The 15,964-nt window shown below is 69.4% G+C and carries 13 protein-coding genes; 7 read left to right on the top strand and 6 right to left on the bottom strand.

Annotation, left to right across the window (positions count from 1 at the left end; all coding sequences use genetic code 11):
• Window positions 1-21: 21 nt before the first annotated feature.
• From HGB39_RS29525 to HGB39_RS29505, 5 genes are read left to right on the top strand one after another with little or no spacing between them, the layout of a single operon-like run.
• Entirely contained in the window at window positions 22-384 is a 363-nt protein-coding gene (locus tag HGB39_RS29525) for a Rieske (2Fe-2S) protein (RefSeq protein WP_005262088.1), read from the top strand.
• Entirely contained in the window at window positions 381-1,973 is a 1,593-nt protein-coding gene (locus HGB39_RS29520) for a gamma-glutamyltransferase family protein (protein ID WP_043792211.1), read from the top strand. Before HGB39_RS29525 ends, HGB39_RS29520 begins: the two co-directional genes overlap by 4 nt.
• The gene (locus tag HGB39_RS29515) at window positions 1,966-2,406 is read left to right on the top strand and encodes a RidA family protein (RefSeq protein WP_005262091.1); all 441 of its coding nucleotides are present in this window, start codon (window positions 1,966-1,968) and stop codon (window positions 2,404-2,406) included. The genes HGB39_RS29520 and HGB39_RS29515 overlap by 8 nt, the downstream gene beginning before the upstream one ends.
• Window positions 2,407-2,446: 40 nt before the next feature.
• Window positions 2,447-3,094, top strand: a complete 648-nt coding sequence (locus tag HGB39_RS29510; RefSeq protein WP_005262092.1) for a GntR family transcriptional regulator — start codon at window positions 2,447-2,449, stop codon at window positions 3,092-3,094.
• Entirely contained in the window at window positions 3,091-4,347 is a 1,257-nt protein-coding gene (locus tag HGB39_RS29505) for an MFS transporter (protein WP_005570956.1), read from the top strand. Before HGB39_RS29510 ends, HGB39_RS29505 begins: the two co-directional genes overlap by 4 nt.
• Before the next feature lie 7 nt (window positions 4,348-4,354).
• Here the strand turns inward: HGB39_RS29505 and HGB39_RS29500 are convergent, their stop codons facing one another.
• A complete protein-coding gene (locus HGB39_RS29500) occupies window positions 4,355-5,671 on the bottom strand; it encodes a M1 family metallopeptidase (RefSeq protein ID WP_169695416.1) in 1,317 nt (438 codons plus the stop codon).
• Window positions 5,668-9,558 (bottom strand): Pls/PosA family non-ribosomal peptide synthetase, encoded by a 3,891-nt coding sequence (locus HGB39_RS29495; protein ID WP_005570958.1) that lies wholly within the window; start codon window positions 9,556-9,558, stop codon window positions 5,668-5,670. Before HGB39_RS29495 ends, HGB39_RS29500 begins: the two co-directional genes overlap by 4 nt.
• Before the next feature lie 218 nt (window positions 9,559-9,776).
• Between HGB39_RS29495 and HGB39_RS29490 the strand changes: the two genes are divergently transcribed.
• Together HGB39_RS29490 and HGB39_RS29485 are read left to right on the top strand one after the other, a co-directional pair.
• A complete protein-coding gene (locus HGB39_RS29490; RefSeq protein ID WP_005570960.1) occupies window positions 9,777-10,478 on the top strand; it encodes a YciI family protein in 702 nt (233 codons plus the stop codon).
• Window positions 10,478-11,713, top strand: a complete 1,236-nt coding sequence (locus HGB39_RS29485; protein WP_005570961.1) for an RNA polymerase sigma factor — start codon at window positions 10,478-10,480, stop codon at window positions 11,711-11,713. The genes HGB39_RS29490 and HGB39_RS29485 overlap by 1 nt, the downstream gene beginning before the upstream one ends.
• Here HGB39_RS29485 and HGB39_RS29480 read toward each other — a convergent pair.
• The 4 genes from HGB39_RS29480 to HGB39_RS29465 are packed head-to-tail and all read right to left on the bottom strand — an operon-like array spanning window position 11,710 to window position 15,863.
• Complete coding sequence (locus HGB39_RS29480; RefSeq protein WP_005570962.1) at window positions 11,710-12,735, bottom strand: agmatine deiminase family protein; 1,026 nt, start codon at window positions 12,733-12,735, stop codon at window positions 11,710-11,712. The two genes, HGB39_RS29485 and HGB39_RS29480, sit on opposite strands and share 4 nt — an antisense overlap.
• The gene (locus HGB39_RS29475; protein ID WP_005570963.1) at window positions 12,732-13,730 is read right to left on the bottom strand and encodes a nitrilase-related carbon-nitrogen hydrolase; all 999 of its coding nucleotides are present in this window, start codon (window positions 13,728-13,730) and stop codon (window positions 12,732-12,734) included. The genes HGB39_RS29480 and HGB39_RS29475 overlap by 4 nt, the downstream gene beginning before the upstream one ends.
• Before the next feature lie 2 nt (window positions 13,731-13,732).
• The gene (locus HGB39_RS29470) at window positions 13,733-14,353 is read right to left on the bottom strand and encodes a TetR/AcrR family transcriptional regulator (protein ID WP_005570964.1); all 621 of its coding nucleotides are present in this window, start codon (window positions 14,351-14,353) and stop codon (window positions 13,733-13,735) included.
• Window positions 14,354-14,381: 28 nt separating this feature from the next.
• Window positions 14,382-15,863 (bottom strand): purine-cytosine permease family protein, encoded by a 1,482-nt coding sequence (locus tag HGB39_RS29465; protein ID WP_005570965.1) that lies wholly within the window; start codon window positions 15,861-15,863, stop codon window positions 14,382-14,384.
• Window positions 15,864-15,964: the final 101 nt, after the last annotated feature.

The following is a 15,964-nucleotide window of genomic DNA, read 5'->3' as shown; positions in this document are numbered from 1 at the left end:
TGTCGACAGAGGGAGAAGACCATGGAATTCACTCGCGTTGCGCGCTCCGGACAGGTTTCCGAAGGCATCGTGCGCCGCTTCTTCGCCGGCGACCACGAATTCGCCGTGGCCCGCCTGAACGGGAAGGCCTACGCAACCTCCAACTACTGCACGCACCTGGACTGCCTGCTCTCGTCCGGGAAACTCGTCGACGACGGCATCGGATGCTCCTGCCACGGAAGCGTATTCGATCTGGAGACCGGGGAACCCGTGTGCCCACCGGCGACGGTGGCGATCAAGACCTACCCGGTCGAGGAACGTGACGGCGAGATCTTCGTCGGCATCGACCCCGACGACACCAGTTCCATCCCGCGCCGGCGGGCCGCGCGGGGGTGCATGAAGTGAACCCTCGACCGTCCACCCTCTCCGCCGACGGCATGGTCTCGTCCAGTCATCCCGCGGCGAGCACCGTAGGTGCCCGCGTACTAGCCGACGGAGGCAACGCCATCGACGCGACGCTGGCCATGGCCGCGATGACCTGGCTGACGTTGCCGGGGCAATGCGGGATCGGCGGTGACGCGTTCGCCGTCGTCCGCGAACCGGACGGATCGGTATGGACGGTCGGGGGCAGCGGCTTCGGGCCCGACGGCGGTGACGTGGACTTCTACACCGAACGGGGGCTGCGGTCGATTCCCCTCGACGGGGCACTGGCGGTGGCGGTTCCCGGGGCGCCGGCCGCCCTCGGCGCGTTGCACGCGGGTGGCGCCACGCGCTCGCTGACGGACCTCTGGGCACCGGCGGTGCGCGCAGCGGAGAAGGGGCTTCCCTGCTCGGCCAAGACTCGGGACGACGTTCGAGAAGCGCACACCGCGATTGCCGCCGACCCCGGACTGCGTGCGGTGTATCTCCCCGGCGGACGGTTGCCGCAGGTCGGGGAGCTGCTGCCGCAACGCGACCTCGCCCGGTCCATTCGTGCGCTCGCGCGCGACGTGCACGGTTTCTACACCGGTTCGTTCGCGCGGCAGGCTGTCGAGGCACTCCGCGCCGGTGGGGCGCCGTTCGGCGGGGACGAGTGGGCGGCAGGCGCCGACGTGCGACCGGAGGCCGCGATCAGCGGAAACTACGCCGGTGCTGTCGTTCACCAAACACCCCTGCCCACCCCCGGATGGATGGTGCTCCAGCAGGCGGCGCTGAACGACGGCGTCGTCGGCTTCTCCCCGTGGCTCACCGCTCCGGCCGTCGATCGCATGGCGAGAGCGGCCCGTCTGGCCTTCGAGGATCGGTTCGCGACGTGCGGTGCCGGCAACGACGGGTGGAAGGACGTGCTCGAGCCGGCCGCGATCGGAGCGGCGAGGGACCGGCTGGACGGCCGTCGGGCGTCGTCGGGCGCCTTCAGCGTCAGCGCCGGAGACACCACCTCGACCGTCGCGGTGGACTGCGACGGACGCGCCGTCAGCTTCATCCACTCGCTCGCCTTCACGTTCGGCGCCAAGATGACCGTCCCCGGCACCGGAGTGGTGCTGAACAACCGATACGGCCGCGGCGCCTATCTGATCCCGGGGCATCCCAACGCCGCGGCGCCGCGGCGTAAACCGCTGCACACCCTCAACGCGTGGGTGATCACCGATACGTCCGGGAATCTCCTGCACGTCGGAAACACCCCGGGCGGGGACGGGCAGGTGCAATGGAACATGCAACTGATCTCGCACCTGCTCGATCACGGGCTCGACCCCGCGGAGGCCGTCGCGGCACCCCGCTTCACCGTCTTCCCCGGCAGTGACGCCGATGTGGTCGGTCGCCCGGCGGAACTGCGCTGCGAGTCCCGCATTCCGGAGGAGGTGCGCACCGAGTTGGAGCGCCTGGGTCACGACGTCGCACTGCAGGGTCCGTGGGCCGCCGGTGGAAGCGCGCAGATCATCACCCTCGACGCAGCGCGCGGCCTGCTGTCCGGCGCCGCCGACCCCCGCCAGGAAGGAATAGCACTTGGTGTCTGAGCAGGAATCCCTCGCCGCCGCCCCACGACCACAGGGCCGCTACATTCCCGCCGTCGTGCACGACGGGATCGCGTACAGCGCCGGCATGACGCCACGCCGCGACGGGGTGCTGACGGTTACCGGCATCGTCGGACGGGACCTGGACATCCCGCGGGCCCGGGAGGCGGCCGGGGTCGCGGCGAGAAACGCGATCGCCGCCGTCGCCGCGGCTGTCGGCGGAACGGCGGCCATCTCCCGGTGTCTGCGCATGAGCGTCTTCGTCGCGTGTACCCCGGACTTCCGCGAACTGTCCGCGGTGGCCGACGGCGCGTCCGACGTGCTGGTCGAATGCCTGGGACTCGACGCGCTGCCGGTGCGCAGCGCGATCGGCGTGTACGCCCTGCCGTCCGGCGCCCCCGTGGAGATAGAGCTCACAGTGGCTGTCCGCGCATAGACCCGCACCCGGCTCCGGAGTATAAATACATCTTGTGTCTATGTTGTATTCCGCCGCGGAGCAGGCCTATCGCGAGGTCAAGGAGCTCATCCTGTCGGGCGGTCTGCCCGGCGGTGAGCTGATCAGCGAGGGCGAGATCGCCGGACGCATGGGGCTCAGCCGTACCCCGGTGCGCGAAGCCTTTCTCCGGCTCGAGTCCGAGGGCTGGATGCGGCTGTACCCGAAGCGGGGCGCGCTCATCGTGCCCGTCGCGGACGGCGAGGCGGAACACGTGGTCGACGCCCGCCAGCTCGTCGAGACGCACAGCGTCCGGGTGCTGGCCGACCAGCCCCACGCCCGCGAACTCCTCGTCGCCCGCCTGCGCGAGAACCTCGTGGAGCAGCGGGAGATCGCCGAGCGCGGCGACGTCGCCGCCTTCAGCGCCGCCGACGCCGACTTCCATCGGATGATCGTCGAGGCGGGCGAGAATCCGCTGCTCGCGACGTTCTACTCCAGCATCCGCGAGCGTCAGCGCCGCATGACGGCACACTCGATCACCCGTGACCCGGGACAGCTGCCCAGGATCATCGCCGACCACGAGCAGCTGACCGAACTCGTCGAGGCGGGTGACGCCGCCGGGTTCGACGCCGCGGTGCTCGTCCACATGCGCCAGGTCCACGCCCTCAACCCGAGAGGAGTTGCGCGATGACCGTCGTCCGCGAATCCCCGATGGAGGTGCCCGAGGCCCTCGCGTCGCCGCGCGCGTGGCTGCTGGTGGCCGCGACCATGTTCGCGGTCGCGTGGGGCGGCAACGAATTCACGCCGCTGCTCGGCATGTACCGCGCCGATCACGGCTTCTCGCCGGTCACGGTCGATCTGTTCCTGTTCGCCTACGTTGTCGGGATCGTGCCCGCCCTGCTCCTCGGCGGGCCACTCTCCGACCGGCTGGGACGGCGGCCGATCCTGCTCCCGGCACCGTTCCTGACGATCGCCGGTTCCACGCTCCTGGCCCTCGGCGCCGATTCCGCGGCGATGATCATCGTCGGCCGCGTCCTGTGCGGGGTCGCGCTCGGCCTCGGCATGGCCGTCGGCGGCAGCTGGGTGAAGGAACTGTCCTCCGCGCCGTGGGATCCCGCGGCCACGGACGGTGCCGGTGCGCGACGGGCAGCGATGAGCCTGACCGGCGGATTCGGCCTCGGCGCGGGCGTCGCCGGCGTCCTCGCGCAGTGGGCGCCACTGCCGAGTGTCCTGTCCTACGTCGTGCACAGCGCGATCGCCGTCGCCGCTGCCGTCGCCCTGTGGCGGGCCCCGGAGACCCGGGCGGCCCAGCCGGTCTCCGAACGTGTCTCGCTCGCCCGCGACCTCGCGATCCCGTCCGCCGCCCACAAGCGATTCCTGTTCGTGATCGCACCGCTCGCCCCGTGGGTGTTCGGTACGGCGGCCGCCGCCTACGCGGTGCTGCCGTCGCTGATGTCCGGGAACACCGGTGGGCTGCCGCTCGCGTTCTCGGCGCTCATGTGCATGGTCGGCCTCGGGGCGGGATTCGCGATCCAGGCACTCGGCCGCAAGATCGACACCCCCCGCAACGCGCGTGCCGTCGTGGTGTCACTCGTCGTCGTCCTCGCCGGAATGGGCGTCGCCGCCATCGCCGCGTCGGCGCTGACCGTTCCGCTCGCGCTCGCCGCCGCCGTCGTGCTCGGCTGCGGATACGGCATGGCCATGGTGTCGGGACTGCAGGAGATTCAGCGGATCGCGGGACCGGACGACCTGGCCGGCTTGACCGCCGTCTTCTACTCGCTCACGTACCTGGGATTCGGGACGCCCGCCGTGATGGCCTACCTGTCCGAGACGTTCCCGGCGGTGACGTACCCGAGAATGTTCGTCTTCGGCGCGGTCGCGGCCGCGGGCTGTCTCGCGCTCGCCCTCACGAAGTGGCGCGCGCACCTGCCGCACCCGGAGTGAGCGCAGCTCACATCGGCGGCAGGGTCTTCTCGCCGAGCCAGGAATCCCACAGCCGGCGCAGCGGCTCGTCGGTGTAGTGGGTGGCCAGGTCGGTGAACTGCTCGCTCGTGACGGTGGAGTGGCGATGGGCCAGCGTCCACTGCCGCAGCAACCCGAAGAACTTGTCGTCGCCGAGCCGGCGTCGCAAGGCGTGGAGTGTGAGAGCGCCGCGCTTGTAGACGCGGTCGTCGAACATCAGCTGCGGTCCCGGATCGGCGATCACCAGATCCTGTGGTTTGCGGGCCAGGCCCTGATGCGCCTGCAGGGCGAGCTGGTGCGCGGAATGTCCACCGGAATTCTCCGACCAGATCCACTCCGCGTAACAGGCGAAGCCTTCGTGCAGCCAGATGTCCCGCCACTGGCCGAGCGTCAGGCTGTTGCCGAACCACTGATGGGCCAGTTCGTGCGCCACCAGACGTTCGGACCAGCGCCGGCCGGTGCAATGGTTGGCGCCGAAAATCGACAGTCCCTGCGCCTCGAGCGGGATCTCCAACTCGTCGTCCGTCACGACCACCGTGTAGTCGGCGAACGGGTAGGGGCCGAACAACCGGGAGAACACGTCCATCATCTGAGGCTGCCGGCCGAAGTCCACGTCGAACGTCGGACGCAGCCGCGGCGGATGGACGGCGAACATGGGCACACCGCCGGAACCGAGGCTCCGGCGTTCGTACGGTCCGATCTGGATGGTGGCCAGGTAGCTCGCCATCGGCTCGGTCTGCTCGTACACCCACGTCGTCTGGCTGGCCCGGGTCTGCTTGCTGACCAGCGCACCGTTGGCCACCGTGAAATACGGCGAATCGGTCGTGATCGCGATGCGGTAACTCGCCTTCGAACTCGGGTGGTCGTCGCACGGGAACCAGGACGCCGCCCCGTTGGGCTGACTGGCGACGAGTGCGCCCTCGGACAGCTCCTCCCAGCCGACCTCACCCCACACACTGCGGATCGGTTTCGGCGAACCCCCGTATTGGACGGTGAGCACGAGGGCGCCGCCCGCGGGGATCGCCTGCGCGGGCGTGACGATCAGCTTGCCGTTCCGGTGCAACCACTTCGTGTTGCGGGAACCGTTGGCCGCGACCTTCGTGACGTGCAGGTTGGACGCCAGATCCAGGGCGAACCGGGAGCGGGCCTCCGTGGTGACCGCGGTGATCGTGGCCTTGCCTGCCAGCCGGTTGCTGTGAACCTTGTAGGTGAGGTCGAGTTCGTACCGGGACACCCGGTATCCGCGGTTTCCGTTCTGGGGGAGGTACGGGTCGACCGGCTCGTCGATCCCCTTGTCGGACTTCACGTGGCCGCCCAGGGGGCGATCGGGTTTCCCTGCCACCGCGTGGACGGCGGCACGGTGTCGCCGCGCATGACGAGTGAGGCCGGGCCGACCGTGGCGCCTTCGCCGATCCGGGCGGCGGGCAACGCGACACAGTGCGGGCCGAGGGTGGCGCCGGCTCCGAGGATGACGGTGTCCATGGACATGATCCGATCATGGAACAGGTGAGTCTGCACGACACACCCCCGTTCCACAGTCGCGCCGTCGCCCAGCGTCACGAGATCCGCCTCGGGGAGCCAATAGGTTTCACACCACACACCCTTGCCGATGGTGGCTCCGAGACCCCGCAACCAGACGTTGAGGACGGCGGTGCCCGTGGCGGCACGGGCGAACCAGGGTGCGGCGACGGTCTCCACGAAGGCGTCTGACACCTCGTTCCGCCACACGAACGAACTCCACAGCGGGTGTTCGATCTTCCCGATCCGACCCACCACCAGCCACTTCGCGATCACGGAGATCAGCCCGGCGACCGCGCCCGCGACGAGGAGGACGACACCGCTGGCCAGTGCTGCGAGCCAGAAGCCGATGTGGTGAGCCATCACCTGCAGCGCGAACAGCACACCGAGGCCGATTCCGAACGTCACCGTCACCGGGATGAGGCGGCACGTCTCCACGACCGCGCGGGCGATCTTGAGCCGGACCGGGGGACGGAACGTGCGGGAGGCGTCGGTGTCGCCGGGCGCCCTGCGGAGACGGACCGGGGGACTGCCCAGCCAGGAGGAACCGGATTTCGCCTTCGACGGCGTGGCCGAGAGCACAGCGACGAGACCGTTCTTGGGCACGCGCCGACCCGGACCGGTCATCCCGGAGTTGCCGAGGAAGGCGCGCTTGCCGACCTTCGCGTGTTCGATGTGCATCCAGCCGCCGCCGAGTTCGTAACTCGCGATCATCGTGTCGTCGGCGAGGAATGCGCCATCCGCCACGGTGGTGAACTTCGGAAGCATGAGGACGGTCGACGCTTCGACGTTCTTGCCGATCCGGGCGCCGAGCAACCGCAGCCATCCCGGCGTCAGGAGGCTCGCATACAGCGGGAACAGGAACGTGCGGGCGGAGTCCATGAGTCGTTCGGTGGCCCACACCTGCCAGCCGATGCGACTGCGGACCGGGTGGTAGCCCTCACGCAGCCCAATGGACAGCAGCCGGACGGACACGACCGTGAGGAGGGCGAATACGGCGAGGCTGACGAGCGTCGCGACGGGAAGGATCACCAGCGACTGGAGTACCGCGGACCCGATCGTGCCGGCGTCGCGGATCCACCACCCGATGACCACGATGCCGGCGACGAGGGCGAAGATCGGCAGTCCGGCGATGAGCATCGACGTCACGCCGAACGCGGGAACCCAGTAGGCCGCGCGGCGAGGGGTCTCCTCGGGCCACGGGTGGACGGCCTTGCCGACCTTGACCGCCGGTGAACCGGCCCAGTGCTGATTCGCCTTGACGCGTCCGAACACGGCGGAACCGGCCTCGACTTCGGCGTTTCGCCCGATGGTGGCGCCGGGAATCAGCGTGGAGCGGGCGCCCACCGACGCACCCGGACCGATCTTGATGGAGCCGATGTGGACGACGTCGCCGTCCACCCAGTGCCCGGACAGGTCGACCTCGGGTTCGATGGAGCAACCGTCGCCGAGTTCGAGCATGCCGGTGACCGGCGGGAGCGTGTGCAGGTCGACACCCTTGCCGACCGTGGCGCCGAGCGCCCGCGCGTAGTAGAGCATCCACGGCGCGCCAGACAGGTTCGCGGCGCCGCTGGCCTCGGTCAGGCGTAGCGCCACCCACAGTCGCAGGTGTTCGCTGCCGCCTCGGGGATACGTTCCGGGCTCGAGTCCGCGCAGCAGGATCCGTGAGCCGATCACCGAGATCGCCATCCGGCCGACCGGGCTGATGAACGCGAAGAACGCGAGCAGAATCCACCACCACGACACCGTGGGCGCCCACGACACCGTCGTGAACCACGAGAAGACATTGTTCGCGATGGCCAGCCACGTGACCCACTGCAGGCCCGTGAGCGTGGTGAGCGGAACCGTGGCCGCGATCTGCGCGAGCTGGCTCCGACGCGGAGTCGGGGTGACGGTGCGAGGTTCGGCGGCGTCGATCGGCGCCAGCTCGTCGAGGTATTCCGCGAGCGAACCGAGCCGCGGATGGTCGTAGAGTTGCGCGACCGTCACTTCGGGGAACCGTTCGCGCAGTGCCGTGACCAGCTGGGCCGCGGAGAGCGATCCGCCACCGAGCTCGAAGAAGTCGTCGTCGGGGCCCGTGATCTCGGCGCCGAGAATCGCCGTCCACAGCCCCGCGACCCAGGCCTGCGTGCCTTCGAGACCCAGTTTCTCCGCGGCGTCGTCGATACCTGGCGGGGGCCAGGGCAGGGCGTTCCGGTCGACCTTGCCGGACGTGCGGGTGGGCAGTTCGTCGACCAGGACCAACCGGGGGACCAGCGCCGCCGGCAGTTGCTCGGTGAGCGCGGTGTGCGCCGCCTTGAGGTCGAAGTCGGGGTTGGTGCTGGCCAGGTAGCCGACGAGGATCTGGTGACCGGCTCCGGTCCTGCGCACGGCCGCGGCGGCGCCGCCGACCCCGGGAAGGTTCTGCAGGGCGTTGTCGACCTCGCCCAGTTCGATCCGCCTGCCGCCCAGCTTCACCTGATCGTCCGCGCGACCCTGGAACAGGAGTCCGCGGCGGTCGAGGCGGACGAGGTCGCCACTGCGATACGCGCGATCCCAGCCGAGTGTCGGCATCGGTGCGTACTTCTCGGCGTCCTTCTGCGGGTCGAGGTACCGGGCCAGACCGACACCGCCGATGACCAGTTCGCCCACGTCGCCCTCGGGGACGGGTTCACCGGTTGCGTCGACCACCGCGAGGTCCCAGCCGTCGAGCGGGAGGCCGATACTGACCGGACTCTTGCCGTCCATCAGGGCGCCGCACGCCACGACGGTCGCCTCGGTGGGCCCGTACGTGTTCCATACCTCGCGTCCGTCGACGGCGAGACGCTCCGCCAGTTCGGGTGGGCAGGCCTCGCCGCCGAAGATCAGCAGGCGCACGGCCTCGAGGGCCTCGGCGGGCCACAGCGACGCGAGGGTCGGCACCGTCGAGACGATGCTGACATCGCGCGCGACGAGCCACGGGCCGAGGTCCATGCCGCTGCGCACCAGGGACCGGGGCGCGGGAACGAGGCAGGCGCCGTGACGCCACGCGAGCCACATCTCCTCGCAGGACGCGTCGAACGCGACCGACAGTCCGGCCAGCACCCGATCGCCGGGCCGGATCGGGTCTTCCTGAAGGAACATCCGGGCTTCGGCATCCACGAACGCCGCCGCATTGCGATGGTTCACCGCGACACCCTTGGGGGTGCCGGTGGAACCGGAGGTGAAGATGATCCAGGCGTCGTCGTCGACGGTCGGCGGACGGGCGCTCGGCGACTCGGCCCTGTCGGGGGCGGTACCCGCGGTGATCCCGGTGCCGGTCATCACGCACCGGACCTGCGCCTCGCCGAACACGAGTTCGGCGCGTTCCTCGGGGTCGTCCGCGTCGACCGGCACGTAGGCGGCGCCGACGGCGAGCGTCGCGAGGATCGCGACGTAGAGCGAGCAGGATCCGGATGGCATTCGGATTCCGACGCGATCGCCGGCCCCGACTCCTGATTCGGCCAGGACCTCCGCGGTCTGCCGGATCTCCTCGAGCAGTTCCTGGTAGGTGAGCGACGTCGAGCCGTCGTCGATCGCCGGGGCTTCGGGGTTCGCCTCGGCCGTCGCGAACAGGATGTCGACGAGAGTGCGCGGCGCCGGTGCGAATTCACGGCGGAGGAATTCCCGGGGTATACGGAGCGACAGGTCCGAATCCGTCGGCGACTGGAGAGACAATCCAGAATTCCTTCTCTGAGGGTGGTGATGCGTACGGCTCGTTATCTCACGATCAAGTGGCCAGATGGTGAACAGTTGGTGGTTCGTAGGGCTTCGTCGTCCATTCTTCACCCGCAGTTGCCGGTTCTCTCGCCGCACGTGTCGAAGTTCGTCCCTCTTCTTCGTCGTCTGGTCAGAAGGAGCACCCGAGTTCCTTCTTTTCGAGGAAGGATCACCTCATGTACTACCTGGCATTGCTGGCGGACGAGAAGAACGCCACCGAATGGGCACCGGATAGTCCGGAGTTCGCGGTGGCCGTTGCGCGCCACCAGGCGTTCACGGAGAGAGCGGGCTCCGCGATCGTCGGAGGTGGTGCCCTGTATCCGAGCGCGGAGGCGGCCACCATCCGGAACGAGGGCGGCCGTGCGCTGATCACGGACGGTCCGTTCGCGGAGACCGCGGAGGTGATCGGTGGTTTCTACGTCCTCGAGGGGCCGGACCTGGACGAGGTGCTGAATCTGGCGCGGCACATCCCCGAGGCGATCATCGAGTTGTGGCCGATGTTCGAGTGGATGCCCGTGACCGATCAGACAGGCTGCTGGATGGCGCTGCTCCGCGAACCGGTGGCGGCGGCGGTGGCGCCGGGCACACCCCAGTGGGACGAGGGAATGGCCGAGCACGAGAAGTTCGGTCGGCTCGCCGGGTCCGCGGTGCGTGGCGGCGGGGCCCTCTATCCGCCGGACTCCGCGACGACGATCCGCGTTCGCGACGGGGAACTCCTTCTCACCGACGGCCCCTTCGCCGAGACAGCCGAGGTCGCGAACGGCCTGTACGTGCTCGCAGCCGACGACCGGGAGAGTGCGATCGCGTTGTCGGCGAAGATCCCGGTGACGCCGAAGGGCTGCGTCGAACTCCGGCAGATCGTCGCCTACGCCGAGTAATGGACGGCGACACGCTGAGCCGCGTCTTCCGGAAGGAGTCCGGTCGGGCGCTGGCGACCGTGGCACGGATGGTCGGCGACCTGTCCCTCGCCGAAGACGCGGTGCAGGAGGCGTTCGCCGAGGCGATCCGCAGCTGGCCGGAGGCGGGACTGCCCGAGAACCCGGGAGCCTGGATCACGACCGTCGCCCGCAACCGGGCACTGGACCGGTTGCGCCGGGAATCGTTGCGCGGCGACAAGGAGCACGATGCGGCGCGGCTCGTTCCCCCTCCGGACGAGGAAGAGGTGTGGCCGGTGCGTGACGACCAGTTGCGGCTCATGTTCACCTGCTGCCATCCCGCGCTGTCCCCGGAGTCGCAGGTCGCGTTGACTCTCCGCCTGGTGGCCGGGCTGAGGCCCGCGGAGATCGCCCGGTTGTTCCTCGCCCCGGAACCGACCGTGTCCCAACGGCTCAGCCGCGCGAAGTCGAAGATCCGGACGGCCGGTATCCCCTTCCGGGTCCCGCCCGACCATCTGCTGCCCGAGCGCACCCCGCAGGTACTCGCCTGCATCTATCTGGTGTTCACCGAGGGCTATTCGGCGACGTCCGGCGACACCGCGATCCGCGACGAACTCTGCGAGGAGGCGCTGCGGCTCGGCCGGTTGCTGTGCGAGCTGATGCCGGACGAGGGTGAGGCCTGGGCACTGATGGCGCTCATGTTGTTTCACGACAGCAGGCGAGCACGGCGAACGGACGACGCGGGTGATCTCGTCTCACTCGAGGAGCAGGACCGTCGGCGCTGGGACCGGGCGAAGATCGCGGAAGGCGTCGTGTGCCTGCGGGCCGCACGGCGCAGGGGAGGCGGTCCGTACGGCGCGCAGGCCACGATCGCGGCCGCCCACGCGACGGCGCCGAACTGGGCGGCCACCGATTGGAACGCCGTCGTCGCGGGATACGACGAACTCGGCACGTACGGTGACTCGCCCGCCGTTCGTCTCAATCGTGCTGTCGCAGTGAGCTTCCGCGACGGCCCCGACGCCGGCCTAGCAGAGTTGGACGCGCTCGCCGGGGAGCCGAGGCTGGCGCGGACACACACCGTGCACGCGACCCGCGCCGACCTGCTGCGCCGAGCGGGCAGGCCCGCGGAGGCGAATGCGGAGTACCGCGCCGCGATCGGCCTGGCGGCGAACGAACCGACCCGGCGATTCCTGGCGAGGCGGCTCGCGGAAGTGGACCGCGAGAACAGTGCCCGCTAGATCCGCCCGCGAGGCTGGTGCTGGGTGATGCAGTGGATGCCGCCGCCCCGCGCGAAGATCTGCCGGGCATCGACCGTGACGACGCGGCGACCGGGGTAGACGCTCGACAGGATGTCGCGGGCGAGGGCATCGTGAGGGTCGTCGAAGCCACACGCGATGACGCCGCCGGTGACGACGAGATGATTGATGTAGCTGTAGTCGACCCAGCCCTCCTCGTCACGCAGGACCGTCGGGGCCGGTACCTCGACGATCCGCCACGGCGCACCGGAACGGTCACGGCTGTCGGACAGAACTTTCAGGATCTCGGCGGACACTTCGTGGTCGGGGTGGGATCGGTCGCGCTGGGAGTGCACGAGGGCCACCCCGGGTGCGGGCAGCGCCGCGACGATGTCGACGTGCCCCTTGGTGCCGAACTTCTCGGAATCTCGCGTGAGGCCGCGGGGGAGCCAGACGACGTGTTCGGCGCCGATCGTGCGCGCGAGTTCCGCCTCGACTCCCGCCGCGTCCAGGCCGGGGTTGCGCAGCGGGTCCAGTTGCACGGTCTCGGTGACGAGCACGGTTCCGCGACCGTCGACCTGGATCCCGCCGCCCTCGTTGACCATCGTCGACGGGACCGGCCGCGCACCGGACCACCGGGTGACGGCCGCGCCGATCGACCGGTCGCGATCCCAGGTCGCCCACTCCTGTTGTCCCCAGCCGTTGAACGTCCAGTCGACGGCACCGAGTCGGTCGTCCTCGTCGAGGACGAACGTGGGTCCGATGTCGCGCATCCAGGCGTCGTCGAGGGGAGCCTCGACCACATCGATGTCCGCGGACAGGTACTGCCGGGCGACGTCCCGATCCGCCGGATCGACGACCATGGTGACCGGTTCGAATTCGGCGATCGTGTGGGCGACTGCCGTCCACGCGGTTCGCGCCTCGTGCGCGTCGTCCGCGGTCGCGGTCATCGAGGCCCCGAGGGGCGGGAACGCCATCCACACCCGTTCCTGCGGTTCGGTCTCGCTCGGCATCCGCCAGGTCATGACCGGGTCTCCGAGGCCGATACCGTCGTCGGAAGTCCGTAGGGGTGCTCGTGGTCCACGGGATCCGTCAGCCGGGTGTAGGTGTCCGGCCTGCGGGTGGTCAGGAACGGGAAGAGATCGAGCCAGTCCTTCCGCTGATCGAGGTCGAGATCGGCCACCAGGACCGCCTCCTCGTCGCGGGGAGCCGACACGAGCACGCGGCCGTACGGGTCGGAGATGAACGAGGAACCGTAGAAGTCGATGCCGCCCTCGTTGCCGCAGCGGTTCGGGACCACCATGAATGTGCCATTGGTGATGCCGTTTCCGACGATCACGTGCTGCCAGATCGGCTGGGTGTCGAAGGACGGGGCGCTCGGCTCCGACCCGATCGCCGTGGGGTAGACGAGGATCTCGGCGCCGGCGAGCGAATACATCCGCGCGACTTCGGGGAACCACTCGTCCCAGCACGTCGGCAAACCGAGTGCGGCACCGCCCAGTTCGGCCGGGCGGTAGACGGGGTAGGCGTCGTCGGCGGGACCGCCGCGGAAGTAAGTGTCCTCGTAGTAGCCGGCGCTGACGGGGATGTGGAGCTTGCGGGTGCGGGAGAGCAATTCGCCGGACGGGGCGACGAGGATGGCGGTGTTGAAACCGAGACCGTCCGGGCCGTCGGCTCGTTCGTAGAGGGAAGCGTGGACGCAGACGCCGTGCCGGGCAGCGGCGGCGGCCGCGAAACTGTACGTGGGTCCGGTCGTGAGGTTCTCGGCGTCGCGGCCGGGGGTCCCGGTCGCGCGGGTGTCGGCGGGGTACTTCGACAACGTGAGTTCCGGCAGGAACACCACCTCGGCGCCGAGTGCGGCGGCCTCACCGATCGCGTCGGTCAATTCGGTGCGCAGTGCGTCCGCATCGGGACGCCAGCGGTGCTGCACCAGCCCGACCCGCAGCGGCGTGCGGGCGGATTCGGTGAAGCGCGCCGGTGAGGACGGTGCGGGCAGTGCGGTGATCGTGCGAATGGTCATCGTTATTCCTTCGGTCTGGATGTGACGGGAGTGTCGGGTGTGTGGGGGGTGGGCTCGGACATCACGACGTCGATCGCGCCGAGCAGATGGGAGCGGGCGTCCTCGGTGGAGATCTCCTTGCAGAGCCACCGCCCGGACAGGCCCTCGACGAGGGCGGTCATCGTGACCGCGGTGGCCTGGGGGTCGAGCGAGCGGGAGATCTCGCCGGTGACCTGCGCCTGCGTGATCGCGTCGGCGATCTCCGACACCCACGCCGCGGTGGTCCGTGCGAGCGGCTCCCGCAGCGCCTCCTCGTACACGGCGGAGGCGCGTAACTCGTTCCAGGCCAACGAGTTCTCCACGACCTCGGGGCGGTCCTGGATCTCGCCGAGGAGGGAGCGGGTGAGCCGGTCGCGAGCGGAGTCGCCGGATCCCTCACCCTCGCTGCGGTAGGCGCGGGCACGGTCGTTGATGTGGTTCAGGGCGGCCTCGAGGAGGCCGATGCGATCCTTGAAGTGGTAGTACAGCAGTCCCGGCGACACGCCCGCGACCTCCGCGACATCGTTGACGCGAAGCCCGCGGATACCTCGTTGGGCAATGGCCGTGGCGCTGGCCTTCAGAATCGCATCGCGTCGCTCGCTCATCGGTGAATCTCCTTCGGTTCGTGTCGTCCTAGGACGTCGGCGCCTCGACCGGGGCCACGTGTTCGGGCCACAGTCGCAGCGCGACGAGGTAGCCGGCCACGGCGATGGCCGACGATCCGACAAGACTGACATCGACACCGTGCGCGATGTCGGCAAGGGGCCCGGAGTACAGCGACGTGTCGACGGCGAGGACGCCGAACACGGATCCGGCCGCCCACGGGATGACGGCGCGCAGATTCCAGCCGCCGGTGAACCAGTAGCGCCCGCCCTTGCGGCCCAGGTTGAAGACCTGGAGGTCGACCGCGTCGTACTGCCCTTGCCTCGCAACGAGGAAGCCGGCGACGTTGATCGCCACCCACGGCGCGGCGAAACCGTTGAGCACCAGGGTCATCGCGGTGATCGAATCGACGGCGTCGACGACGAACACGCCGATGTAGAGCAGGGCAACGGCGAGCGCCGACGTGATCAGCGTGGTGTGGACTCGGCGCAACCGGGGGATGAGCGCTTCCAGATCGAGGCCGCTGGCGTAGACGTTGAGGACGCCCTGCCCGAGTCCTCCCGCGAGGGCGATGAGGACGATCGGCAGCACGTACCAACCGGGCGCCTCCGCCACCAGGTCGGCAACGTAGGAGTCGCTCAGCGTGGTGAAGGTCGACGCGGTGAACGAGCCGAAAGCCGCGGTCAGGAACAGCCCGAAGAAGATGCCTGCCATGGTGGCCGCGACGATCGAACGGTCGCCGAACCGCACCCGGGAGATCCGCCTGCTGTAGTCGCCGAGCGTCGGGGCATACGACAGCGGCCCGCCGACCGCAAGGACCACGGCCAGAATCCAGGTGGGCCAGAATCCGCCGAGGAGATAGTCGCCGCTGCCCGCCCCGCCGACGAAGCGACCACCGAACGCGAACACACCGAGCAGGAGCAGCGCGGCGACGACGGGCAGCACGAATTTCTGGAGCGCGACCACCGTGCCGTGGCCGAACAGGGCGACGGCCACGATCTCGGCGGCGATGATGCCGTAGCCGAGGGCGAGCATGCCGTTGTCGACCGGTGTACCGAGTAGGCGGTGGGCGGCGGCGATCAGCGCGTCACCCGAGGTCCAGACCGCGATCGCGGCGTACGCGAGGGCGAAGAGCAATGTGAGCCCCGAGCCGATCATCCGTCCGCTCACCCCGAAGTGCGCACCACTCGACACGGTGTTGTTCGTGCCGGTGCGCGGGCCCAGGAGCGACAAGGGGGCGATGAGGAGCGTGCCGAGCCCGATGCCGACCGCGCTGGCCGCGATCGCGCTGCCGAACCCGAGTCCGAACGTGATGGGGAGCCAGCCGAACACGATCACCGAGAACGCCAGGTTGCCGCCGAAGAACACGGCGAGCATGTTGAGCGGTCGCGAATCGCGTTCCGATTCGGGGATGTATTCCACGCCGATCGTCTCGACGTGTCCGAAGCGGTCCTCCGGCGGGGAGGGGGCGGTGTCGCCGAGGGGCGTCGTCGGGTCGAGATTCGTGGACACTGCGGACCTCACATTCCGGGGCGGAGGTGACTGTCATCACGTCCTGGTGGGTACCGAAGATATTCCAAACTGAAAATTCAGTCAAGCCAGGCAAGTGACGT

The sequence above is a fragment of the Rhodococcus opacus genome (genome assembly GCF_012396235.1).
GTDB classification, from domain to species: domain Bacteria; phylum Actinomycetota; class Actinomycetes; order Mycobacteriales; family Mycobacteriaceae; genus Rhodococcus_F; species Rhodococcus_F opacus.
The sequence above is the reverse complement of the archived record's forward strand: the minus strand, read 5'-3'. Positions and strand labels throughout refer to the sequence as shown.